Raw genomic sequence first — 24,177 nt, 5'->3', positions numbered from 1 at the left:
CAAACTTCCCCCGACATCCAAGGCATCGAGCGTGGCAGAAAGCGATTATGGCGGCCTGATGGGCCGCATCCGGGTGCCCAAGAATTCCGAAGTCGTGGCGGACCATTTTCGCGGCATGATAGTCCGGGGCGAGCTGAAGGAGGGAGACTTCCTTCCGCCCGAAGGCCAGTTGATGACCACGCTCGGCATCTCGCGCCCGACATTGCGCGAGGCCTTCCGCATCCTCGAGGCGGAAAGCCTGATCAGCGTCGTGCGCGGTTCGCGAACCGGCGCGCGCGTGCACCAGCCATCGACCGAGTTGGTTTCGCGCTATGCGGGTTACGTGCTGCAATCGATCGGCACGACCATTTCGGATCTCTACCAGGCGCGCCTTGCGATCGAGCCCACCGTCGTTCGGTGGCTGGCCACGAAGCCCAACAAGAAGGCCGTGGCCCGCCTTCGGGAAGAGGTGGAGCGGCTGCGCGTCCTTCTCGCCACCGGCCGTTACGAGGATTTCCTCGAAGGCGTGACCGACTTTCATGCCACGCTCGTCCAGGTAAGCGGGACCAAGACGGTCACCTTCCTGAACCAGCTTCTTCTCAACTTGGTTGCCCGCCACCAGGCGGACTACAACCGGCGCCATCCCACCGATCGCGAGACGCATGCAAAGCGCTTGCAGGCCGGTCTGAAATCCTACGAGAAGGTGGTGAACTTGATCGAGGCCGGCGACGTCGAAGGTGCGGTCGCGCACTGGCGGCTTCATCTTCACAACGCGAACGAAACCTGGGCGCGCGACGGCGAGGGCAGCAGGCTGGTCGACTCGCTGGGACGATAAGCCGTTCGGAGTCTCCGAGGGGCTCGCGTCGCTGATTCGGGTTGGCGCGTTCACCTATTGCACCAGGTGAACTATGTTGGCACAGTGCCGGCATGGGAGAACTTTCAGGCAAGACGGCACTCGTCACTGGCGGCGCGCGCGGAATCGGTGCGGCCATCGTCCGGCGGCTCGCGGCCGAAGGCGTCCACGTAGCCGTCAATTATGCTGCGCGGGCCGATGCGGCCGATGCTCTGGTTGAGGAGGTCGCCAAGGCTGGCGGGCGCGCCTTTTCGGTGCGTGCGGACGTCTCCTCGCTGCTCGAGATCGCGGCGATGTTCGAAGCCTGTGACGAACATTTCGGCCCCGCTCCCAACCTCGATATCCTCATCAACAATGCCGGCATCGGCAGCGGGGGCATTGACGCGAGCTTGGCCAACGAGACCGAGCAGCACTTTGACCGGCAGATGGCGGTCAACGTGAAGGGGCCGCATTTCGTGACCCAGGTCGCGCTCGGCCGCCTTCGCGACGGGGGGCGGATCGTCAACATCGGCTCGATGTCCGGCAAGGTCGGCCAAACCTTTGCGGCCGGCTATGCGATGGGCAAGCGGGCACTGCAGAGCCTGACCTTTTCCACCGCGCTGGCGGTGGCGAAGCGCGGGATCACCTGCAACCTGATCGCGCCGGGAGCGGTGGAGACCGACTTCATCAGCAGTCTTCGAGCCAGGCCGGGCTGGGACGAGGCGACCGCGCGCCATACTCCGATGGGACGGCTCGGCCATCCAGAGGACATAGCCGGCGCGGTCACCATGCTGCTGGGCAAGGATGCCGGTTGGGTGACGGGCCAGGTGATCGAGGCAAGCGGCGGGCTGTCGCTGTGAGCCTCGAGGCGCAAGCCGCCGGGCACGGCTCGTTAATGACCGACAAGCTTCGGGCGATCATGGCGATCGACCCCGCTCGGGCCGAGATCGATTTTGGCGGGCAGGACTATACCTGGGGCCAGATCGCCCGCACGGTTGAAGAGGTTATCGCGGCCCTGGCGACGCTTGACCTGCCGGCAGACGCGCGGGTCGGCGTGATGCTGCGCAACAAGCCGGGCCATGTCGCTGCGGCGCTGGCGGTCCTGGCGAGCGATCGCTGCCTCGTCACGCTCAATCCCGCGCTGCCCGACACGGCGCTTGTTGCCGATTGTGTGGGGCTGCACCTGCCCGTGGTCGTGCTCGACCATGACGATCTTTCACGGCCCGGCATGGCGGATGGACTGGCGCAGGCGGGATCGGCCGTGATCGCGTTCGGGGCGCATCTGGAAGGTGCCCGCCTGGTATCGCGCGGAGCCGGCGTCCCGCCGTCGATGGCGCCCGGCGTGGCGATCGAAATGCTGACCAGCGGTACGACCGGCAGGCCCAAGCGCGTCCCGCTGACCCGCGCGGCGTTCGATGCAAGCTTCGCCGGCTTCACCCGCTACGAGCGCGGTCGCGATTACGCGGACCAGCCCCAGCTTCGGTCCGGCGTAACGATGATTGTGAATCCGCTGACCCATATCGGCGGAATATACGGCTGCATCGGCGCCCTGATGGCTGGCCGCAAGATCGCTTTGCTCGAACGGTTCACCGTAGACGCCTGGGTCGATGCGATCCGCCGCAATCGGCCCAAGGTCGCCTCCGCCGTTCCCGCCGCGATCCGCATGATCCTGGAGGCCAATGTCCCTCCCGAGGCGCTTTCCAGCCTCACCGCGATGATCAGTGGGACGGCGCCGCTCGATCCCGAGACGATCGACCGGTTTCACGCAAGGTACGGCGTGCCGATCCTCACCAATTACGGCGCGACCGAGTTCGCCGGGGCGATCGCCGGGTGGTCGATCGACGACTTCCGCGCCCACTGGGCCGACAAGCGCGGCGCGGCGGGCCGCATCCATGCCGACGTCGACGCGCGGGTCGTCGATCCCGAGACTGGCGTCCTTACAGGACCGCAAGGCGAGGGCGTGCTCGAAATTCGCGGAGCCCAGCTTGGAAACGGCATGAAGTGGCTGCGCACGACCGATCGGGCGCGGATCGACGAAGAAGGCTTCCTGTTCATCCTCGGCCGCGCCGACAACGCTATCATCCGCGGTGGCTTCAAGATCCATCCCGACGATATCGTCAGCGCGCTGCAGGCTCACCCCGCCGTGCGCGAGGCGGCCGCGCTGGGCCTTCCGGACGAGCGGTTGGGGCAGGTGCCGGCAGCCGTCGTCATCCTCAAGGACGGCGCTGCGCCTACGTCACCGGAGGATCTGCTTGCCTTCCTCAAGCAACGTCTGCTGCCCTACCAGGTCCCGGTGCATTTGCGCGTCGTGCCGGACTTTCCTCGCACTCCGTCGATGAAGCCCTCGGCGCCGGGCCTGCGCGCGCTGTTCGGAGATGAAGCATGAGCGAAAGTTTCGCAGGCAGGACCGTCGTCGTTACTGGCGCGGGTCGCGGCATCGGGCGGGGCATTGCCGAAGCCTTCGCCGCGGCAGGCGCGAACGTGCTGCTCGGTGCCCGCACCGCCAGCCATGCGGAGGCTGTCCGCGCCGGAATTTGCGCAAGCGGCGGGACGGCGGAAGTGTTCCAGCTCGACGTGAAGGACCACGCGGCATGCACTGCGCTGGTTGAGCATGCTGCGGCGATGTTTGGCGGAGTAGATGTGGTGATCCACTGCGCCGCGGAGATCCCGCACGGTGGCCTTGGCGCGGTAAGCGACGAGGCGATGGAAGCCGGCATTGCCAGCTCCGCGAAAGCGGCGTGGTGGCTGCTCGACTCCGCGCGCAGGTACCTGTCGCGGTCCGCCCAGGGCGGGCGCTTCATCGCGATCGGATCGGTCAACGGAACCTTCACGACCGTTCCCAACATGACCGCCTACGGCATGGCCAAGGCCGCGCTCGATGCCTTCGTGCGCGGAGCCGCACTCGACCTTGCGGCCGAGAACATCACCGTGAACGCGATCGTTCCCGGGCTTGTGGCAAGCGACCGCGCCCGCGACATCCTGGGAGACGAGGGCCTCGATCTCTACGGTTCGACCGTCCCCGTGGGGCGCGCCGGAACGCCTGCCGACATCGCGCACGCATGCCTCTTCATGGCATCGCCAGGCGCCTCGTACATCACCGGGACCAGCCTCAAGATGGATGGCGGGGCGACGCTCGGTTCCGGAGGAAGCAGCCGCAGCCAGCTTTTGCAGGAGCGCCTCGCCATGCAGCGCGAGCCGCGACAGTCATCGATCGAGAAGGAACAACAGACGTGAAAACCGACAGCAACACCGCGGCCGTCGTCACCGGGGGCGCATCCGGCCTTGGCCGGGCCAGCGCCGAAGCACTGGCCGCCGCCGGCATGAAAGTGGCGATCTTCGACCTCAACGAGGCAGCGGGCGAGGAGATCGCCAAGGCCATTGGCGGCGTGTTCTGCAAGGTGGACGTCACCAGCGAGGACAGCGTGGTCGCGGGCTTTGCCGCAGCGCGCGCCGCTCATGGGCAGGAGCGCGTGACGGTCCACTGCGCCCAGGTTTCGAAGGGGGGGAAGACCCTTGCGCGCGACCGCGAGACGGGCGGTTTCAAGCGTTATTCGACCGAAGATTACGAATTTTCCGCGCGCGGCATCCTCGTCGCCAGCTACCGCGTCGCTTCGCTGTCCGCGCTCGGTATGGCCGGGCTGGAGCCGCTGGACGATGGCGAGCGCGGAGTGATCACCCTGACCGCCTCGGCAGCCGCGCAGGACGCACAAATCGGCCAGGTCGGCTACGGCAGCTGCAAGGCAGGCGTGAACGGCCTCGTCCTGCCGCTGGCCCGCGACCTCATGGATCTGGGCATCAGGGTGAATTCGATCATGCCCGGCATCTTCGCCACGCCGCCGATGCTCTCGGTGAAGGATCGGGCGCCCGCGATCTTCGAAGGGCTGGCCGCCTCCGTCCCGTTCCCCAAGCGCCTTGGCAAGCCCGAGGAGTTCGGCAGCCTCGTGCTGGAGCTTGTCCGCAACAGCTATTTCAACGGGCAGAACATTCGGCTGGATGGCGCCATCCGCATGCCGCCGCGTTGAGGGCCGGACATTGAACGCCCCGCCGCAATTCCCGCTCGCGCGGAGCGCCTACGGGCCGGCGCCGGTTCGCCGGCCGGGCTCGGTCCGCCGCACCTCCACGATCGACACGTCCTGGCCCGAAGGGTTCGGCCAGGCGATGCGCATGGAAGGTCATGCGCGCGACGTCCTGACGCCTGCCGGTGGCGGGGAGCCGGTCGTCCTGGCCGAGGACCGCTACGTCATCGTGGCATCGCCGCGGCGCGAGATACTTTCGCTCGAGACGGTTCCTGCACGGCCAAAGGCGCAGGAGCTCGTCGGGATAAGGGCGGGGGGCGAAAGCCGCGCGGCGCTGATGCGGATCATGGCGGCCGAGCGCGAGGCGGGAGCGCCGCTGTACCTCATCCTCGACGACTTTGCGGGCGCAAGTCTCGTCGCCGGGTGGGTCTGGTCGCTATGGGACGACAGGTGGCGCGAACGTGCGTCGGAATCGGGGGCGAGGCGCACGTCGTCATCGATGGAGGGCGTCTGCACGGGCTTTGCGCCGGGGTCGTCCGCGCTCGACAGCCACCGGAATCCGGAAATGCGGGAACAGAGCAGCACGCGGGTTCCCTCGCTGGTGAACCCGCTGGATGCCGAGGGCTGGCACCGCCTCGGCGAGCAGCCCGGCGTCGGGATGCGCCGCGCGCGGCGGATCGACCTTTGGCGCGACGGCGATGCGATTGCGATTGACGTCGGCTTTCAGGACAGCGGGACTTCGCCCGACGGAGGCGACCGGATCGCGATCCACGAATATCACGTGACCGCCCGGGCGCGCGAAGGGCGCCTCGAGGATCTGAAGATCGATCCCCGCATCCTGCCCTTCCGCGAATGCCCTGGCGCGGCTGCGCTGGCCAGCCGGATACTCGACGCTCCGCTGGCGGAATTGCGAACGCAGGTGCTTGAAACCTTACCCGGCACGCTGGGCTGCACGCACCTCAACGACGTGCTTCGCTCGATGGCGGAAGTGCCGCTTCTTGCACGACACCTGCCCGACTGAGCCTTTTGCGCAACACTATTGCCGCGATGGCGGCGCGAACCGCGCGAAACATGCTCTCATGGGAGAATCCCGGTTGTAATGCCTAGGTGACCTAGTTATACAACTGGCACGGAACCTCGGAGTAACGGGGTACTCTTGGGAGAGGGCTATGGAAATTCAAAAGCTAACGCTGCGCACGCTGTCTGCGCGAACGCTTGCCGGCTGCTCGGTCATCGCGTTGGGCATGGCTTCGGCCACTCCCGCGCTCGCCCAGTCCACAGGCGCCGAACCGGAACAGACGACGACCGCTCCGGCGGATTCGACCGGTCTTCAGGAAATCATCGTCAATGCGCGCAAGGTGGCGGAAAACCAGCAGGACGTTCCTGTCGCGGTGACCGCCTTTACCGGTGACGACCTGGTCAATCAGAACGCTCAAAAGGTCGAGAATCTCGCCGCTTTCACGCCCGGCATGTCGACCCGCCAGGGCTCTTCGACACCAACCGCGCTGACGATCACGCTGCGCGGCCAGGTCCAGACCGATATTCTGGCCACGCTCGATCCCTCGGTCGGCACGTATGTCGACGGGGTTTACTGGGCGCGCGCCTACGGCCTCAACGGCTCGCTTCTCGATATCAAGTCGGTTCAGGTGCTCAAGGGTCCGCAAGGCACGCTGTTCGGCCGCAACACGACCGGCGGCGCGCTGCTGATCAACACCAACGATCCCGATCTCAACGATTTCGGCGGTCGCTTCTCGGTGACCTACGGCCGGTTCAACGAGTTCGAGACGACTGGCGTCGTCAACCTGCCGGTCGTGACGGACCGCGTCGCGCTGCGCCTCGCCGCCACCCGCCTGACCCGCGATGGCTACACTCGCAACGTGATCCCGGCGACGGCGAATACCGCGCTTACCGGCAACACGGTTGTCAATCGCGGCCCGTTCACGACCAACCAGAACGGCAAGCGCTTCGACAACCGCGACCGCTGGAACGCGCGGGGCAAGCTGCTCGTGCAGGCGACCGACAATCTGAGCCTGCTTTTCTCGGGCGAAGTGTTCGACTCCGACGAGACCGTGCCGGCCCGCCAGCTCCGGTTCGTGACCAATCCGTTCACGGCCGCGAATACGACCTACAACACGTCAGGCACCGCCGGCCTGTACGTCGGCCTCCTGAACGGCAGCCCGCCGCCGCTCCCCACGGACGCGCCTGCGGTGCAGGGGCAAAAGGCTGGCGCCGCAATTGCCCTGGGCAATAGCATTCTCAACGCTCAGGCGGCCACGCTTGCCGCAAATCCTAAGACGACGTCCAACAACGAGCGTCCCTACGCAACGGCGCGGACCTACACCTATGGGCTCACCGCCGCTCTCGAAGTGCCATGGGGTGAAGCCAAGCTGATCACCAGCGCGCGCCAGGTGCGCACCTCGGCGGGCCTCGACCTTGAAGGTTCGTCTTACTCGGTTCACTTCACCGAAGGGCAGCAGAAGCTCAAGCAGCAGTCGGCCGAACTTCAGACCACGGGCAAGGCATTCAACGGCGCGATCGATTTCGCCGCGGGCCTGTTCGCGTTCCATGAGAGCGGCCACGACCAGTCGATCTCGGTCGTCGCACCGGAGATCAATGGCGCGACGTCGCACTTCTACGGGCTGATCAACAACGATAGCATGGGCGTCTATACCCAGGCATCGTACCACATCACCCCCGCGCTGACGTTCACCGGTGGCCTGCGCTATTCGGTCGACGACAAGGGCCTGGAGACGCGCAACAACAACTACCTCCGCGCCAGCAAGACGACCATCTGCTCGATCATTCCCGGCACGTTTGTCGTGGCGACCGAGACCGTCGGTCCCGCCCAGTGCGCATTCCGCCGCCGTGACAGCTTCAGCGGCTGGTCGTGGACTGCGGGCGTGGATTACAAGGTTACCGACGACGTGATGGTCTATGCCAAGGCCTCGAAGGGCTTCCGCTCGGGCGGCCAGAACCTTCGCGCGCCAAGCACGGTGGCGTTCCTGCCGTTCAAGCCGGAAACCGCCTATTCCTATGAAGTTGGCCTCAAGAGCGAATTCTTCAATCGCCGGGTCCGCTTCAACGCAGCGGCCTACACCTCGGATATCAACGACATCCAGCGCTCGACGCTGATCGCCACTGCGCCGATCCCGCCATCGACGCTCCCGGGCACTGCGACGATCCTGGGCAACGCGGGCAAGGCGCGCATTCGCGGCGTCGAGGCCGAGCTGGCCGCAGTCGTGTTTCCGGGCCTGACGGTAAGCGCCAGCGGCGCGCTGACCGATCCCAAGTACGTGAAGTTCGCGGACCTTTCCGGCGACCGCTCGTTCGAACGTTTCGTCGGCGTGCCCAAGCGCCAGTTCGGCGTCGCGGCGGATTATTCGACCGAGCTGATGAGCGACGCGAAGCTCAGCCTTCACGCCGACTACTCATGGCGTTCCGATACGGCGCTCTCGGAATACAACTGGGCGCCCAATCCGCAGAACGCGCTGATCCAGGACAAGACCACCGCCAAGGCGCTGGGCTTGCTGGGGGCGCGGGCCGCGGTGGAATACGGCAACTTCGAACTTGCCGTGTTCGGGCGCAACCTGACCAACGAGCGCAAGTTCGTCACCAACCTGCTGGTGGCGCCGGTCGGCTACATCACCGGCATCCGCCAGGAGCCGCGGACCTACGGGGTCACCGGCACGGTCAAGTTCTGACGACTGCCTTGACCGATACTATCATTGCGGGGGGAGAGCCGGAGACGGCTCTCCCCCTTCGTGCGTCGGGCGTTTCGACAGCCACAGCGACGTCGCCGGCGCGGGCCTACCTTACGCTCACCCTGATCCTCGTCGTCTGCGCGCTGAGCTACATCGACCGGCAAGTTTTCGGGATCTTCATGGAGAAGATCAAAGAGGACCTGGGGCTTAACGACAAGGCGATGGGCCTGCTCGCCGGGCTGACATTCTCGATCTTCTACATCCTTGCCGCCTTCCCGATCGCGCGCCTCGCAGACCGGGGCGACCGGCGCCTGATCATCGCGACCTGCGTGGCGGTATGGAGCCTTGCCACCGCGGCGTGCAGCCTTGCGAACAGCGGTTTGCAGATGGCGCTCGCCCGGATCGGCCTTGCCGCCGGGGAGGGCGGTGCGGGACCGGCATCGCAATCGCTTCTGCTCCACCTGTTTCCCGCGCACCGCCGCACGCTGGTGCTTTCGACGATGCTGGCGGCAAGCGCGGTCGGGCTGGGACTGGGCGGAAAGATCGGCGGCTGGCTTTCGCAGTTCTACGACTGGCGCGAAGCAATGGTGATCGTGGGCCTGCCCGGCCTGCTGGTGGCACTGGCGGTATTCGTCCTGATCCCCGAACCGCGCCGCAAGGACGGCCGTGCAATCGCGCCGCCGCCGCAAGTTCCCTTGCGCGAGACGCTCGGCATCATCGCCGCGAACCCGTCGCTGCGCTGGGTTGCGCTGACCATCATCGCGGTATCGATGGCTGGTTTTCCGTTCCTGATCTGGGCGGGCTCGTTCTATCAGCAGGTCCACGGGATGACCGTGCACGAGGCCGGAAACGCGCTGTTCTGGCCCATTACCGGCGGCCTGGTGATCGGCAACCTGCTGGCCGGATGGCTTGCCGACCGCTTCGGCAAGGACAACCTGCGGTTTCACGGGTGGCTCGCGAGCAGCGGGCTCCTGATCGCCTTTCCGTTGGGACTGGCGATGGCGTGGCTCCCCGACGCCAAGCAATCACTGGCCTGTTTCTTCGCCTTTCACATCTTCATCACGCTTCATCTGGCGCCGATGATGGCGATTGCCTTTGCCCAGGTCCCTGTCGCCACGCGCGCGGTGCTGGGCGCGACGATCAACATGGTGATTTCGCTGTGCGGGATCGGGATCGGGACGTTTCTGGTGGGCGCGCTCAGCGATTACTATGCGGCGGCGCACGGGGCGCAATCGCTGCGCTACGCGATGATGACGGTTGTGTTCAGCCTGCTCTTGGGGGCGGTGGCAGCGGTGCGCGCGGCGATTACCGCGCGCCCGCTGCCAGTTGCCGTTTAGGCGAGTTCCATTCCCGGGCGTTCGCTGGTGAACACCTTGGGCGCGATGCGGAACAGGTTGGCCCCGTTCAGCCCCAGGATCGCTCGCTTCGTATCGACTGGGACGCTCATCCCCTCGAACAGCGCTTCGGTGATCGGACGCGAGCTGGGGAACGTGCCTTCGGCGTGGGGGTAATCCGAACCCCACATCACGTTGCGCCCGCCGGGCAGGTGCGCCGATGCGATGCAGGCGCGATCATGCTGGAAACTCGCCCATACCTGGTCGTCGATGATCTTGCTGGGCATCCGCGACAGCTTGGGATGGACGAAATTTTCGTGCGCGTCGTGCACCTCATCCATCCGTTCGGCCAGTGCGACGAGCCAGCTTGCGCCGCTCTCGATGAAGGCGACCTTGGCCTTGGGATTGCGGTCCAGCACGCCGCCGGCGACGAGGTACATGCATGAGCTGACCGCGTCGTTCATCTGGTTGGTGTAGTTGATGATCGCCGCGCCGGGTCCGCGCTCCACCACCACGCTTTCCAGACCCGTGCCCGTGTGCAGGACGAAAACGATGCCGAGTTCGCCGGCGAGGGCAAAGATCGGGTCCCACTTCGGATCGTTGTAGCGCGGCAGGCCCGGAGGGCTGACGGCCGGCAGCATCGCCGCGGTAAAGCCCTTCGAACCGAGATAACGCAGTTCCTCGAGCGTGTTGGAGAAATCGAGCACCGGCAGCATCCCGCAGCGCACGAACCGGTTGGGATTGGAGCCCAGGAACTCGTCGTTCCAGTCGTTGTAGAGGCGGGCCGAGGCGGCTTCGGCTTCCGGATTGTCGAGCGCGTAGAGCCACAGGCCGAGGCTGGGAAAACAGATTTCGGCGTCGATGCCCTCGAGTTCCATGTCCTCGAGGCGGCCCGGGATTTCACGAATGCCCTTGCGCTCCGGATCGCCCAGCGCCTTCTCGCTGTGGGCGCCAACGCGCAGGCGGTAGATCACCTTGTCCTTCGTTCCGGTGACCAGATAGTCGCCCTCCTTGCGGGCGTGGATCGCATGATCCTTCAGACTTGCAGGCAGGCCATCGAGAAAGATCTCCTTGGGTTCCATCACGTGGCTGTCGGCGCTGAACACAAAGGGCTTCACGGCAATTCTCCTGCATCGAATCGTGATTTGCCAAAAAGGTATCTCGATACGCGTCAAAAATCAACGATTATTCGAAATGTCTTGCCATATTGCCGTTAAGAGGTATCTATTATGGCATGAGCGACAAATCCACCCGTTCGGCCGTCAACCGCGCCGTGTCCCTGCTGGCCGACCGCAGCCTCGCTGCCGCGCCGGGTGACTTCCTGGGCCGCGAGGACACGCTCCTGGCCGAACTTGGGATCAGCCGGCCGACGCTGCGGCAGGCGGCGCGCATCCTGGAAGCCGAGCATCTCGTCGCGGTTCGCCGCGGTGCGCGGGGCGGCTTCTTCGCGCAGCGGCCGCAGGCCGAAGACGTGATACGCGCGCCGGCACGCTTTCTTCGCCTGAACGGCGCGACGGTCGCGGATGTTCACGCTGCAACCAAGTCGATTGCCGAGGAGGTGGGCGCGCTTGCCGCCCGGTGCACCGATCCAGAGCTGCGTGGCCGGCTCGACGCGTTCCGCGACTCGATCGACGCGAACGTCAGCCCCGGCTCGGTCATTGCGGCCGAGACCGCGCTTGCCCGGCTGCTCGCCGAGATGAGCGGCAACCCCGCGGCGAAGCTATTCATCGAGATCGGCTATACGTTCGGTCGCGACGAGCACCACCTGCACTTCTACCAGAGCGCCGAGGACCGCGCGCGTGCGCGGGCGTTGCAGCGGGGCGTCTGCGACGCAGTTCTCGCTCACGATAGTGAGGTGGCGCGGCTGATGATGCAGCGCAGATCCGCCCTCGTCGCCGAGTGGCTGGCTCGGGAACCGGCCTCTGGATGAAGAGGCTTGCGCCGCCGGCCTATCCAACCTAGTTGCATAAGTGGGAACACGAGAGGATATGTTGATGGGCTGGGTCAACCAGGACAAGTGCGCCATCGTCGGCGTGGGTGCGACCGACTATTACATGCGCGGCAAGAGCTGGCCGCGCACGATCAACGACATGGCCGGCGAAGCGATTCTCGCCGCCTGCGCCGATGCCGGAATCAGCGTGAAGCAGATCGACGGCATCGCCTATTACTCGACGGCCGGCGCCGGCTATCTCGACAAGTTCGACACCGCGAGCCTGATGGAGACGCTGGGGATCCCGCACGTCGGCTTTTCGGCGACGCTGACTTCGGGCGGGGGCGGATGCCCCGGCGCCATCGGCCTCGCCACGGCGGGCCTGATGAACGAGGATTGTACCTACACGATTACCCTGATGGCGCTTCAGCAGCTTCCCCAGCACCGCCTCGGCGTGGTCTTCGGGGCCTCGGCGCCGAGCCCCGAGAACAGCTTTCTCCAGCCCTCCGGGCTCGTCGGGCCGGGGCACCTTATGTCGGTCCTCGCCCGGCGCCACATGCATCTCTACGGCACGAAGCCCGAAGCCTTCCAGGAGATCGTCCAGGGAACGCGAGCGAACGCGTACAACCGGCCCAAGGCGATCCGCAAGAACCCCTTGAGCGACGAGGAATACCAGAAATCGCCGATGCTGGCGGATCCGCTGCGCCGGCTCGACTTCTGCCTCGAAACCGATGGCGCGGTTGCGGTGGTCACCACCACGATGGATCGCGCAAAGGACTGCAGGCACAAACCTGCAGTGGTGCACGGCGTGGCTCACGGCGGCCAGCGCGAATGGGGCCGCGCCTTCGCCTGGATGGGCATGCCCGATCCCCACTTCGCGTCGTCGGGCCACAAGTTCGTTGCCGACCGCATCTGGGACCAGACCGGCCTTTCCGCCAAGGACATGGACGTGGCGCTGATCTACGATCACTTCAGCCCCATGGTCCTGATGCAGCTCGAGGATTACGGTTTCTGCGCGAAGGGCGAGGGGAGCGACTACGTTCTCGGCGGGCGGGTCCGCTATGATGCGGCGACAGGCCGAGGCGTGAACGGCGGCGTCCCCGTCAACACCCACGGCGGCAACCTCAACGAAGCGTACATCATCGGCATGACCCATATCGTGGAGGGGGTGGAGCAGGTTCGTGGCACCGCGATCAACCAGGTCAAGGACGCTGAATTCGCGCTCGTCAGCGGCGGCCCGGCCTCGCTCCCCGTTTCCGGCATGATCCTGAGGAAAGCAGCATGACCTACGGCCCCGCGCGCGCGCTCCCTGGCGAACAGATCCAGATTACTACCAATCCGGACACCGAACCGTTCTGGGAAGCGGCCAAGAACCACCGGCTGACCGCGTGCCAATGCGCGGCATGCGGGCATTTCCGGATGCCGCCATCGCCTTATTGTCCGGAATGCCAGTCGGCAGAGAAGCGCTGGCCGACGCTTCCGGGCACCGGGACCGTGTTCAGCTACGCGATCTGCAACAAGAACCCCAAGACCGGCGAGGACTATGTCTACGTGCCCATCGTCGTCGATCTCGACGAGGCGCCCGGTACGCGCCTCAACGCCAATGTCACCGGCTGCGATGCCGAGGACGTGACCATCGGCATGAAGGTCACGGTCGACTGGACGCCGATCCAGGATGGCTGGGTCCTGCCCAACTTCCGCAAGGCCTGAGGCCATGCTGGACGACCTGCGGATCGTCGAGATCGGCGAGGGGATGGCGGTCCAGGTCGCCGGTCTGATGTTGGGCGAGCTTGGCGCCGACGTGCTCAAGGTCGAGCGTCCCGGCGGCGACCCGGCGCGCGGCACCGCGCCTTTTGCCAACTGGAACCGCGGCAAGCGCAGCATGGTCTGCGATCTTGCGAGCGAAGAAGGTCGTGGCGACCTGCGCTCGCGGCTCGCCGATGCGGACGTCCTTCTCCACCAGTTCTCGCCCAAGCTGGCAGCGGCCTTGGGCCTCGACGATGAGACGCTGGGCAAGCTGTTCCCCCATCTCGTCGTCTGCGCCGTCACCGGATCGCCGCACGACCATCCCGATGTCGAGCGATCCGACGACGAGCTGCTCGTCGCCGCGCGCCTGGGCGTCCTTTACGAAAACGATGGCCATCGGCCCGGCCCGATCGTCTACCGCTACCGAATGGGAAGCTGGAGCGCGGCCCACCTTGCGGTCGCGGGCATCCTGGCGCGGATCGTGATGCGTCTGCGATCGGGGCGAGGCGGAGCGGCGCACACCTCGATCATGCAGGGCTTCCTCGCCAAGATTCCGTTGGTGTGGGCGCGCAATTCGCAAGGTCCGATGCCCAATCCGCCCACTTATCCGCTTGCCGCGCGTCCCGCGGCCAACCAGCTCTGGGAATGCCAGGGCGGGGACTGGCTCCAGATCATGGATCCCACCCAACAGTTCGACTACGCCACCATGCCCACGATGTGGGAAGTGATGGCCGAGGGCGTCGATATCGATACGCCGGAGGGCGTGGCCGAGGCCTTTCGCCGCCGCCCGATCGAATCCTGGCTGGCGGACTTGCGGGCGCAGGACATCGCGGTCGAGCCGGCTTATCCGATGGGCGAGATGCTGCGCCATCCCGAGGTGGTCGCCAACGGCTACGTCATCGAGGTCGACGATCCCGACCTCGGCCGGACGATCCAGCCCAATGTCCCGTTCCATACCGACGCGCCGCTGCCGCTGGGGCGCCCCGCGCCCAGGCTGGGCGAGGGCGGGGACGCGGCGTGGCGCAAGCCGCGCGCCCCACTGGGGGATGACGGCACCCCGGCTCACCCGCTCGAAGGCGTGCGGGTGCTGGATCTCGGCATGTTCCTCGCAGGACCGATGGGGCCCTCGATGATGGGCGACATGGGCGCCGACGTGATCAAGGTCGAGGCACTGACCGGCGACCGGCTGCGGTTCATGCATCGCTACTTCCAGGCCGCGGCGCGGTCGAAGCGCTCGATCGCGCTAGACCTCACACGCCCCGAAGCGCAGCCCATCCTCGAACGCTTGGTGAAGTGGGCGGAGGTCCTGCACCACAACATGCGTTTTAAGGGCGCGACAAAGCTGGGGCTGGGGGAGGCGGACGTGCGCAAATACAATCCGCAGATCGCCTACTCCTATGTCAGTGCCTATGGCCAAAGAGGCACCCGCGGCAACTGGCCGGGATACGATTCCATCTTCAACGCCATCGCGGGGTGGGAATTCGAAAACGCGGGCGAAGGCAACCGCCCGGTGTTCAACCGGCCCGGCACAATGGATGTCCATTCGGCCCAGAGCTGCCTCGTTTCGATCATGGCCTCGCTCTACGCCCTGCGCGCGCACGGCGAAGCGCACGGGGTGCAGACCTCGCTGCTGGGCGCGGCGGCGTTTTCGCAGGGCGAGCGGCTGATCCTGCCCGATGGATCGATGAGCGAGACCTATCACCTGACCGCCGACCAGACCGGGTTCGGCCCCTATCACCGGATCTTCGAGGCGAGCGACGGCTGGGTTGCCATCGCCGCGCACGACGATGCCGCGCGCGCCGGCGTGCGCAACGTGTTCGGCAATGTCGAGGCCGACTTTGCCGCAAAGGCCGCGGACTTCACCGCGGGGGGCCTTGTCGCAGCGATGGAGGAGCAAGGCGTTCCTTGTGACCGCGTGGTGTTCGAGGACGCGATGAACCGGTTCTTCGACGATCCCCGGAATGTCGAGAACGGGCTCGTCTCGCGGCTCCCGCACCCTGTCTATGGCACGGTGGAGCAGCCGGGCGAGTTCTGGGACTTCGGCGAAACGCCATTGGCGATCGAGCGGGCCTGCCCGACCATCGGCGAACATACCGACGAGATCATGCGCGAGATAGGCTTTTCGGACGACGAGATCGCGGCATTCCGCGCCGACAAGATTATCGGCTGATCATTCCAGCGGAGCGAAACCCACTTTCGCCAGCGCGCCCATCGCGTCGGCCATGAGCGCCGCCTCGCGCGTGACGTGGGCATTTGCGATGCGGATTGCGACAGCGATATCTATCGCGCCCGTGCGTACCGCCTGGCAGTAGGCGGTCCACGCCTCGGCATGGGTGGCGTAATCGCCGCCCAGGGCCGCAGCGATCTCCGTGCGTTCGGCCTCGAGGTATCCGGCCTCGTAACGCTCGCAGTCGCGCCACCATTTCACGAGGCGAGCCATTCCCTTGGCCTTCACCGCCGCCTGCTGGTCGCCACTGCGCGGCACGATCACGTCGCGCAGGTCGTCGAGCGCGATGGCGAAGCTGCGTTCGCGCGGCCCGGGAGGTGCGTCGGGAAGAGCGACGGGCGGCAGAGAAACTCCCGCGGCCTCGGCCAGCGCCTCGCTCAGCACGCGGCGGTGGATCGCCGAATAGACCATGTTCATGCCCAGGTTGGGCGGCGGCGGAGCATCGGGGTCGAGTTGCTTGCCGCGCCCCGCGAACCCGGCCTGGAACAGCAGCCGCCAGTAGCGCAGCCGCTTCAGGTCGATGGGATGACCGCCGGCAGCCTCATAGGCCCGGAAGGCATGGGGCAGCGGTACGAACGGCTGGAACAGCATCCGCAGCGCCAGCATCGCAAGATCGGCCATCGGGTCGCCGTAGTGGACGAGTTCCCAGTCCAGGAGGATCGTGACCTTGCCATCCTTGAATAGGAAGTTTGCCGGCCCCGCATCGCCGTGAACGATGACGGGCGCAAACTCCGTGTCAGGAATATTCTGTTCGAGCCAGGCCAGAACGAGGTGCTGGAGGGGATCCCAGGCATCGCCCCCGTTGCGTGAGCCCAGCAACGCGATCCGGCGCGCGATGAGTTCGCCGATCGGCTCGATAGGGCCCATGCCTTCGATCGGCGTCGCGACGGGATCGATGCGGTGCAGGCGGGCGAGCTGGCCCATGAAATCAGTCGCGACCGCCATTCTTTCGTCGGGCGTGGCCAGCTTGTTGAAATTGGCCTCGCCGCCCACGAAGCCGCCCAGCAGCGCGCGCCGGTCGGGCAAGGCTGCGATGAACGGCGCAACGCGGACGCCGGCGCCGGCGAGCGGGCCGGACAGCGCGCGCACGATCGCAGCCTCGCGCAGGAACGCGGCATCGTCGCCAGCACCGGCGCGCAGCACGTCGTAGTTCATGTAGGCGCGCTGGCGGCGGCCGTCGGGCCAGGCGAGTTCGAGTTCCGCGCCTTCCCGCGACGCGCCGCCCCCGCCGCGCGGGGTTATCGCGGTGATCGCCGCTCCCGTCTGGGCTTCCACCGCTGCCGCCAGGCCGTTGGGAAGCAGCGATGGGTCGGCTGGCTTGGGTTCCTTCACCGGACGGACTTGAGCGCGTCGAGCATGCGGACGAAATGCTTGCCGTTCCAGACGTCCTGGTCTTCGCCCCAGCCGATGCCCCCGTCGATGTCCCAGCGCATGAGCTGGTTCACGCCGTAGCCCGCCTCGCTCATCGAGCTGACGACGAAGCCTTCGCTGCGCATCGTGCGGCCCATGTCGTCGGTGAGGTCGACTTCCATGTGCGTCGACCAGCCGGTGCGCGGGTTGCGCCAGCTCTTCATCCGCGACTTGGAGGCATCCAGCCCGCCGAATTCGCCGTCGCGGCGGATCCATCCGGCGTTCATCGGCGCCCACCCGTCGGCATCGGCATCCTGCAAGCGGGCAAAGCCGAGGAACCCGGTACCGTCGGCGCGGTGCCCGAAGATATACTGGATGCGTCCGCGCCCGCGTTCGCGCTCGATCTCGCGCCAGCGTGCGCCGCCCGGGTGCTTCACCCGTTCAAGGTCGTTCGCATAAGTCTTGGGGCTGGCGGCATAGGGGCCGCCGCGCGGACCCCAGGTGCGGTCGCGGACCCCGATCCCGTCGATGCGGATGCGCTCGCCGCGCAAGGTCATCCACCCTTCGACATGGCCGAGCTGGTCGAAGTGCGGGGTCTGCATGAACGGCGGTTTGCCCGGGGGAAAGCGATGCGGGCGGTGCAGGCCGGCATGCGTGAAGTCGAGCGCGAACCCGCGACTCGGATCTTCGTAGAGCAGGTGATACTTCATCCCCGGCTCGATCATCTTGAGGCTGTAGCCGGGGCCTGCCTTGTCGCCGGGAAAGGCGATGTCGCGAAGGTCGGGGGCGTCAGGCATCGCCGCTTCCTCGACCTTGCGGTAATAGGCCATCCTTGCCGGGTCGTACCCTTCGTCATCCCACGCGAAGATCCGCCAGGTGATGGTCTTTCGGTTGGGATAATAGGGGGCGTGGATCCAGCAACCGATCTTGCGCTCGGGAATGTTGAACGACCACCAGTTGGTCTCGGTTTCATAGGGATCGTCGGAAAGCTGGTGGTAGCAATCGTCCTCGGGGCCAAACGCAAGTACCGGGGTATCGGACATCAGGCAGCTTTCCACTCAATCGGCAGGTTTCTGATCGAGAGCAGTCCCGGCATTACGGTCGTATCCGCGCCGTCCCGCACCTTGAAGGGTTGCGGGATCCGGCGGAACCATTCGTCGAGCAGCACCCGCAGCTCGCGCCGGGCAAGGTGCGCGCCCAGGCAAAGGTGGATTCCGCCCGCCAGGGTAAAGTGGCGGTTGGCGGCGCGTTCGGGATCGAACGCGTGGGGGCAGGCAAACTGCGCCTCGTCGAAATTGCCGGACGAATTGAACGCGGAAACCCAGTCGCCGGCCTTGATGTGCACGCCATGCCATTCGAAGTCGCGCTTCACCTTGCGCCCTGAATTGACGAGCGGCTGAACCCGCAGGAATTCCTCCACTGCGGTCGGAATGATTTGCGGATTGTCGCGGATGCGCTCCTGCAGCGCCTGGTCCTTTGCCAGTCGCCGGAACATCTGGCTGACAGTCGATGCCACGGTGTCGAGCCCGCCGAGCCACAGGAACCAGGTCATGCCCAGCACTTCCTCGTCGCTCAACGGCTGTCCCTCGATCGAGCCGTTGGCGATGTAGCTGCCCAGGGTCTCGTCCGGCGCCGCCTTCTTTTGTGCGATGAACGAGCGCAGGTAGCCAAGGATGCCCCGGACCGCCGCGGCTTTCGTCGCGATCTCGGGCTCGTGAAGGATATCCCATTCCCATGCGAGAAACTGGTCGAACATCGCGAAGGGGAAGCCCATCAGGTCGAGGAACACCTTGACCGGGAACACGCGGCCGAAGTCATAGGCGATGTCGACTTCGCCCTTGGCGGCGAATTCGTCGATCATGCTGCCGATGATCGCGCGGATGCGCGGCTCCATCGCCTTCATCGCGACCGGCGTGAACCACGGGTTGAGGAACCTGCGGTAGCGCGCGTGATCGGGCGGATCGATCCCCAGCGGAATCGATGGCCATGTCTCGCCCGCCAGGGCCTGGAACTGCGCCACCCCCTCGGTCGAGAACAGGTCGTTGTCCTCGTATAGGCGGCGGATGTCATCGTAGTGCGTCACCACCCACGCGCCATGCTGGTTGCCGCTCGTCGGCCACGGGAAATAGTGGATCCGCGGCATTGCCGGATCGCGCAGCACGTCTGCGGGCGTGTAAGGATCGGGCAGGTCGTTGGCGGTGTGGCCGTTGGCGAAACGCGTATCGAGCACCAGCTCGGGCGGAACGTGCGCGGGAGCCGCAGGGGCATCGGCGGGCGCGCGGGCGACCGGGCATTGGCCCGGCGTCCGCGTCGAAACGGCGGCCTCGCTCATGCCGAGGCGAACATTTTTTCGATTTCGCCCGAGGTCACGGGGCGACGTGACTTGCCGATCAGGTCCATGCTCTCGGTCTTGAGGCCGCCAAGGCCCACCCGGGGACTGACGTCGACGTCCTTGCCCAGTTCGCGCAGGTGCCCGACCGTGCAATTCTCGCGCCCGCCGTTGAGCGCGAAGGCATCGAAGCTGTATTCGCGCATGACGTTGGCGTGCGTGATCTTATTGATGATCGCGGGATCGAGCCCGTTGACCGAAGCCCACAGATATTCCGGCACGTTGGGCCAGACGGTATCCGAATGGGGATAGTCGCATTCGTATGCGACCATGTCGGTGTTCATGTATTCGAGGTTCTTCACCCCGAACTGGTCGTCGATGAAGCAGCAGATCACGTGCCGCTTGAACAGGTCGGACGGCCGCTCGCCCGCAAAGTCGCTGAACGTCCATTCGTGGTGGTGTTCGTAGGTGAAGTCGGCCCGCTCGAGGAAATAGGGAATCCACCCGATCCCGCCCTCGGACAGCGCCATGCGCAGGTCGGGGTAGCGTTTCCAGAACGTGGCGAAGGTCCAGTCAGCGGCCGAATTGGCGATGGAGATCGGCATCGCCGTGATCCAGGCGTCGATCGGGCTTTCGGACGAAGGGTGAAGCGCCCGGGCGCCGGTGCCGATGTGGCAGTTGATCACGATGCGATAGTCGCTGCAGGCCTTCCAGAACGGCTCCCAGTATTCGTTGTGGATGCTCGGCAGCCCAATGTTGGCGGGGTTGTCCGAGAAGGAAACCGCATGGACCCCAAGGTCGCTCATGCGCTTCAATTCGGCAAGCGTGGCGTCCATGTCCCACATCGGCACCAGGCACATCGGGATGAATCGCCCGGGCGCCGAGGCGCACCATTCCTGGACGTGCCAATCGTTCCACGCGCGCGTCGCCATCAGCGCTTCGTCCTTGGCGCCGGCCGCGGCTGCGCCCACGAACACGCCGCCCGCGAAAGATGGCATCGTCGGAAAGTTCAGCGAGCCGAGAACACCGTTGGCGTTCATGTCGTCGACCCGCGCGGCTGCGTCGAAACAGCCGGGGCGCAGCTGCTCGAACCGGGTGGGCTCCATCCCGTATTCGGAGCGGGGGCGACCGACCACGGCGTTGAGGCCGATGGTCGGATAGACCTTGTCGTTCCACAGCCAGACGTCCTGGCCATTCTTGTCGATGATGCGCGGCGCGCGGTCCTTCTTGCCTTCGGGATAGTGGCGGACGAATGCCTCGGGCGGCTCGACCGCGTGGTCGTCCACGCTGATGATGACCATGTCTTCCATCTGCATCGCCGCTCTCCTCGCGCGCTGCCGGATCGGTTCACTGCCGATTCGGTCGGGTCAATTTCTCAAACTTGACGGTTCGTCAGTTTATTGATCGCTGCGTCTAGGGCAAGCACTTTCTCGGCCGGTCAGCGCTGGAAAATCACCCTGCCGCCAATCATGGTGAGGGTGACGGGCGATCCCGCGGCGATCGCCCAGTCCGCTTCCAGCAGCACGAGGTTCGCCGGCGAACCCGGTACAAGCGTTCGCCCGCTTCGGTAGAGGTCCAGCGCTGCCGTGGGGGACAGCGCCTCCCCCGGCCCGAGCACCGCACCTTCGTCCGTCCGCCGGTCGACAGCGGCACGGATGGCGAGCCAGGGGTCGGGGAATCCATAGGGCGCATCCGATCCGGCAAGGAGCGGGATCGAGCACCTCTCGAGCGATGCAAGCCGGTAAAGGTCAGGCTGGTCATCCACCGCGATCGTCGCGCGGTACCGGTCCCCCCGGGTGCGCACGAAGCCGGGGTTGCTCACCACCGTCAGCCCAGCTTGCGCGATATCGGGGAGCAGGCTTTGCGGGATCATCCCGCCATGCTCGATCCGGTCGCCGCGCACGACTCCGCCCGCTTCGTCGAGGGCGGCAAGGTAAAGGAGAAGTTCGGATATGGTCACGCAATGCGCGGCGACGCCGCGTCCGGCGGCGCGCGCGGCCCGGACGCGCCGGGCCACGGCGGCCGGATCGGGCAGGGTTGCCTCATCGTAATGCAGCTTCAGCGGGCCGCGGCGATAGAGCCGGGATTCCGGCAGCGTCTCATCGCCCATCAGGATCAGATCCTGCAGCAGTTCCCCGCGCTGAATGGCGGACTCAAGCAGCGCGGCCTCGTCGGGACCGTTGTGCGGTCCGGCATCGGTTACCTCGGTGAGGCCCCATTCCGCCAGGGCGCGGCTCAGCGGCGCGAGGTCCGGTGCCGATCCTCCAAGCCTTTCCCTCAGCCAGCGGTCCTCCCGGCGGATTCGCCCGGTGGGCGTTCCGTCCGATGCGATCTCCACTCCGCCAGGGAAGGGGCCGGCGCCGAGGGTGCCGACGGCCGCGCTGTTGAGCAGCCATAGCGCACCCGTCCGGTCCTGGATCCGCAGCGGCCGGTCGCCGACCCAGCGGTCCAGAGCCTGGCGATCGGGCAGCCCGGCGCAGCGCTCGTCATAACCGATCGCCCGGATCGGTCCCGGCGGAGCGGACCCTAGGCGAGAGCGAATGTCGGAGGCGCTCAAGCAGCCGGAAAGATCGACCGAGCGAAGCCGTGCGGCCGCCGCGAACAGGTGGATGTGATGGTCGGCAAGTCCGGGATGAATGACCCGCCCACCCGCGTCGATCGTCCGGCCGGCGGGCTCGATATCGGCTCGCGCCGCAACGATCATGCCGTCTTCGATCCTCAGCGATTGCGGCGCACCGTCGATGGTCCAAGCATCGCGGATGACGATCGTATCAGCCACCGAAGCGCGCCGCGGCGTCCGCCGCGGTTCCCGCCAGCGAGATGTCGAGCAAACCTGCGTATCCTCCCGCAAGCGTGCCGAGCGCCGCTGTGGCCGCGGCTATGCCCGTCAGCGGATCGGCGAGCGCATCTCCAGCGAAGTTCGGCTGCGCGCCGTTCCAGGACACGAGTCCGCCCGCGGCGGCGCAATCGTCACCGAACCCCACCCGCCAAGCCTCAGGGCCGTGCCAGCCATGCGCCGTGATCGCGATCCACAGAAGGCCGGGGTTGAGCGCGCGCAGGGCGGTCTCGTCCATTCCCTTGCGGGCGAGCGCCAGCGGGCGGCTGGAGGTAATGAGGATGTTGGCTGCGGCGATCAGGTCCAACAGTTCAGGGCTGTCGAGCTCCAGCGTTCGGCGCCGCTTGGCGCCGTTGAGCGAGGCGTCGCCGGCGGTCGGGTCCGGACGCCCCGGGGCCTCGACTTTGTCGAACGCAATGCCGCAGCGGGCGAGCAGTGCGCCGCACAGCGGGCCTGCCCAAAGTGCCGACAGATCGACCCCGCGCAAGCCGCCGTCGCGCCTGACCACACGCATTCCGTGCGCGGTCGGCCCCGGCTCCTTGCGTTCGCCAACGGTGGACACTGGCAGGCCCAGAAGAATAGCGGATTCCAACATTTCGGCCACCGCCCTGCTTCGGCACCCGTCGATTACCGTGTCCCAAGTGTCAGACTCGAGCGGACCTTCCAGCCAGGCCGGAACCGCCCTGCGATCCTCGTCGCGCGCCAGGTTGACCGCCAGCCAGCCGTCGCCGGCTTCGACCATTCTGCAGTGCCGGTTGGGCGACCAGATGCCCGGCGCGGCGAGGGGAACAGGCGTCGCGCGTTCGAGAAGCTTCGCCCCGTCCAGATCGAGAGACGCGCCGAAGTCGGCTGCCGCTCCGGACAATTCGGCGCACAGGCCGACCGCGGCGCGTTCGCCGATGCCGGGATTCATTCGCGGACCTCACGCACCAGGCCCCAGGCAAGCGCCTGTTCGGCCCCGATGCGCCGACCGGACAACGCGAGCCACATCGTGCGGTGGCGTCCGACGGCGCGAGGGAGAGTCACGGTCCCGCCCGCGCCGGGGATCAGACCCATGCGCAGTTCGGGAAGCTGGAACCAGGCGCCGCGCCGCGCGATCCGCCGCGCGGCGGCCGCTCCGATCTCGAGACCCGAACCGATGCTGGCGCCATGGAATTCGACAGTGGCGCGCTCGCCCAGAGCCATCAGCGCGCCGGCGCAGCTTCGCGCGGTCCGGATCACGTGCGCGAGCGACAGGTCCGTCGCCGTTCCGAACTCGCCAAGGTCGCCCCCGCTGGAAAAGCACCGCCCGGCGCCGCGCACGGTCACGAACGGGCGGGTAGGATCGTCCAGCGTGTTGGCAAGCGCCTCGTAGAGCGCGTCTCGCATCGCCGCGGTCATGGCGTTGCGCGTTTCAGGCGAGGCAAGCGACAAAACGACGCCGTCCTCATCATAGGCACACGAGACCTTGCCTACGCCCGTTGCCGCGGGCGGCAGCACGCTCCGCTCGCGCCAGCGGCGAAACTCGGCGCCGCCCAGCAAGGCGGAGTAAGCCATCGATTCTACAGCGATGGCCGAATTGGCAGGAATCCCCGCGGTTGCTCGCACGACCCCGGCAAGAACCGTCGCGGCCACCGGGTTGGCGCGGACGGCCTGGGCGAGCGCATCCGCCGCCTCCTCGATCCGGTCCGGCGGCACGCAGACCCATGGCGCCCCGGCGTCCGAGGCGCTCGTCAGCAGAATGTCGAAGCAATCCGGTTCGATCGGTGGAAGGGTGCCGGCGGCATCAATCCCGATCACGACCGCCTGGACAGGCGAGGCGGGCGCCCGCCAGTCTGCCGCAGGCACGACGATGACGGGGCAATCGCCCAGTGCCGAGTAGCGATCGGTCGAGAGGAAATCGATGCCGTCCACCTGG

At 66.5% G+C, this 24,177-nt stretch carries 20 protein-coding genes; 12 read left to right on the top strand and 8 right to left on the bottom strand.

Annotated features, from left to right (window positions below; all coding sequences use genetic code 11):
- Window positions 1–31: 31 nt before the first annotated feature.
- The 8 genes from ACFO0A_RS12300 (at window position 32) to ACFO0A_RS12265 (ending at window position 9,865) form a co-directional block, all read left to right on the top strand.
- Window positions 32–814, top strand: a complete 783-nt coding sequence (locus ACFO0A_RS12300) for a FadR/GntR family transcriptional regulator (protein WP_379539301.1) — start codon at window positions 32–34, stop codon at window positions 812–814.
- A 92-nt stretch (window positions 815–906) separates the two neighbouring features.
- Window positions 907–1,671, top strand: coding sequence for an SDR family NAD(P)-dependent oxidoreductase (locus ACFO0A_RS12295; protein ID WP_379539300.1), 765 nt, complete (start codon window positions 907–909; stop codon window positions 1,669–1,671).
- Between the two features lie 35 nt (window positions 1,672–1,706).
- Complete coding sequence (locus ACFO0A_RS12290; protein WP_379539299.1) at window positions 1,707–3,197, top strand: class I adenylate-forming enzyme family protein; 1,491 nt, start codon at window positions 1,707–1,709, stop codon at window positions 3,195–3,197.
- Window positions 3,194–4,045: an SDR family NAD(P)-dependent oxidoreductase gene (locus ACFO0A_RS12285; protein ID WP_379539298.1), complete on the top strand. Its 852-nt coding sequence runs from the start codon at window positions 3,194–3,196 to the stop codon at window positions 4,043–4,045. The genes ACFO0A_RS12290 and ACFO0A_RS12285 overlap by 4 nt, the downstream gene beginning before the upstream one ends.
- Entirely contained in the window at window positions 4,042–4,833 is a 792-nt protein-coding gene (locus tag ACFO0A_RS12280) for an SDR family oxidoreductase (RefSeq protein ID WP_379539297.1), read from the top strand. Before ACFO0A_RS12285 ends, ACFO0A_RS12280 begins: the two co-directional genes overlap by 4 nt.
- Window positions 4,834–4,843: 10 nt before the next feature.
- Window positions 4,844–5,848, top strand: a complete 1,005-nt coding sequence (locus tag ACFO0A_RS12275) for a DUF2889 domain-containing protein (RefSeq protein WP_379539296.1) — start codon at window positions 4,844–4,846, stop codon at window positions 5,846–5,848.
- A 148-nt stretch (window positions 5,849–5,996) separates the two neighbouring features.
- Complete coding sequence (locus ACFO0A_RS12270) at window positions 5,997–8,528, top strand: TonB-dependent receptor (protein WP_379539295.1); 2,532 nt, start codon at window positions 5,997–5,999, stop codon at window positions 8,526–8,528.
- A gap of 8 nt (window positions 8,529–8,536) precedes the next feature.
- The gene (locus ACFO0A_RS12265; RefSeq protein WP_379539294.1) at window positions 8,537–9,865 is read left to right on the top strand and encodes an MFS transporter; all 1,329 of its coding nucleotides are present in this window, start codon (window positions 8,537–8,539) and stop codon (window positions 9,863–9,865) included.
- Here the strand turns inward: ACFO0A_RS12265 and ACFO0A_RS12260 are convergent.
- Window positions 9,862–10,980 (bottom strand): amidohydrolase family protein, encoded by a 1,119-nt coding sequence (locus tag ACFO0A_RS12260; protein ID WP_379539293.1) that lies wholly within the window; start codon window positions 10,978–10,980, stop codon window positions 9,862–9,864. The two genes, ACFO0A_RS12265 and ACFO0A_RS12260, sit on opposite strands and share 4 nt — an antisense overlap.
- Before the next feature lie 116 nt (window positions 10,981–11,096).
- On the opposite strand from ACFO0A_RS12260, the gene ACFO0A_RS12255 reads away from it, so the two are divergent.
- The 4 genes from ACFO0A_RS12255 to ACFO0A_RS12240 all read left to right on the top strand — a co-directional run bounded on the left by ACFO0A_RS12255 (window position 11,097) and on the right by ACFO0A_RS12240 (window position 15,708).
- Window positions 11,097–11,792 carry a FadR/GntR family transcriptional regulator gene (locus ACFO0A_RS12255; RefSeq protein ID WP_379539292.1) on the top strand — a complete coding sequence of 232 codons (696 nt, stop codon included), beginning with the start codon at window positions 11,097–11,099 and terminating at the stop codon, window positions 11,790–11,792.
- Window positions 11,793–11,856: 64 nt separating this feature from the next.
- On the top strand, window positions 11,857–13,077 hold the full coding sequence (locus ACFO0A_RS12250; RefSeq protein ID WP_379539291.1) for a thiolase C-terminal domain-containing protein: 1,221 nt from the start codon (window positions 11,857–11,859) through the stop codon (window positions 13,075–13,077).
- Complete coding sequence (locus tag ACFO0A_RS12245) at window positions 13,074–13,502, top strand: Zn-ribbon domain-containing OB-fold protein (RefSeq protein WP_379539290.1); 429 nt, start codon at window positions 13,074–13,076, stop codon at window positions 13,500–13,502. Before ACFO0A_RS12250 ends, ACFO0A_RS12245 begins: the two co-directional genes overlap by 4 nt.
- A gap of 4 nt (window positions 13,503–13,506) precedes the next feature.
- Complete coding sequence (locus ACFO0A_RS12240; RefSeq protein ID WP_379539289.1) at window positions 13,507–15,708, top strand: CaiB/BaiF CoA-transferase family protein; 2,202 nt, start codon at window positions 13,507–13,509, stop codon at window positions 15,706–15,708.
- Here ACFO0A_RS12240 and ACFO0A_RS12235 read toward each other — a convergent pair whose 3' ends face one another.
- The 7 genes from ACFO0A_RS12235 to ACFO0A_RS12205 all read right to left on the bottom strand — a co-directional run bounded on the left by ACFO0A_RS12235 (window position 15,709) and on the right by ACFO0A_RS12205 (window position 24,173).
- A complete protein-coding gene (locus ACFO0A_RS12235) occupies window positions 15,709–17,097 on the bottom strand; it encodes a phosphotransferase family protein (RefSeq protein ID WP_379539288.1) in 1,389 nt (462 codons plus the stop codon).
- Entirely contained in the window at window positions 17,094–18,158 is a 1,065-nt protein-coding gene (locus tag ACFO0A_RS12230; protein ID WP_379539287.1) for a DUF7065 domain-containing protein, read from the bottom strand. The genes ACFO0A_RS12235 and ACFO0A_RS12230 overlap by 4 nt, the downstream gene beginning before the upstream one ends.
- Window positions 18,158–19,447: a cytochrome P450 gene (locus tag ACFO0A_RS12225; RefSeq protein ID WP_379539286.1), complete on the bottom strand. Its 1,290-nt coding sequence runs from the start codon at window positions 19,445–19,447 to the stop codon at window positions 18,158–18,160. Before ACFO0A_RS12225 ends, ACFO0A_RS12230 begins: the two co-directional genes overlap by 1 nt.
- The gene (locus ACFO0A_RS12220) at window positions 19,444–20,760 is read right to left on the bottom strand and encodes an amidohydrolase family protein (protein WP_379539285.1); all 1,317 of its coding nucleotides are present in this window, start codon (window positions 20,758–20,760) and stop codon (window positions 19,444–19,446) included. The genes ACFO0A_RS12225 and ACFO0A_RS12220 overlap by 4 nt, the downstream gene beginning before the upstream one ends.
- A 122-nt stretch (window positions 20,761–20,882) precedes the next feature.
- The gene (locus tag ACFO0A_RS12215) at window positions 20,883–22,223 is read right to left on the bottom strand and encodes an amidohydrolase family protein (protein ID WP_379539284.1); all 1,341 of its coding nucleotides are present in this window, start codon (window positions 22,221–22,223) and stop codon (window positions 20,883–20,885) included.
- On the bottom strand, window positions 22,216–23,193 hold the full coding sequence (locus tag ACFO0A_RS12210) for a CoA transferase (protein ID WP_379539283.1): 978 nt from the start codon (window positions 23,191–23,193) through the stop codon (window positions 22,216–22,218). Before ACFO0A_RS12210 ends, ACFO0A_RS12215 begins: the two co-directional genes overlap by 8 nt.
- Window positions 23,190–24,173 (bottom strand): enoyl-CoA hydratase/isomerase family protein, encoded by a 984-nt coding sequence (locus tag ACFO0A_RS12205; protein ID WP_379539282.1) that lies wholly within the window; start codon window positions 24,171–24,173, stop codon window positions 23,190–23,192. The genes ACFO0A_RS12210 and ACFO0A_RS12205 overlap by 4 nt, the downstream gene beginning before the upstream one ends.
- Window positions 24,174–24,177 lie beyond the last annotated feature (4 nt).

Origin of the sequence: Novosphingobium tardum (genome assembly GCF_042652045.1) — a bacterium.
Classification (GTDB): domain Bacteria; phylum Pseudomonadota; class Alphaproteobacteria; order Sphingomonadales; family Sphingomonadaceae; genus Novosphingobium; species Novosphingobium tardum.
Note: the sequence above shows the minus strand (reverse complement) of the source record. Positions and strands in the feature narration are given on the sequence as shown.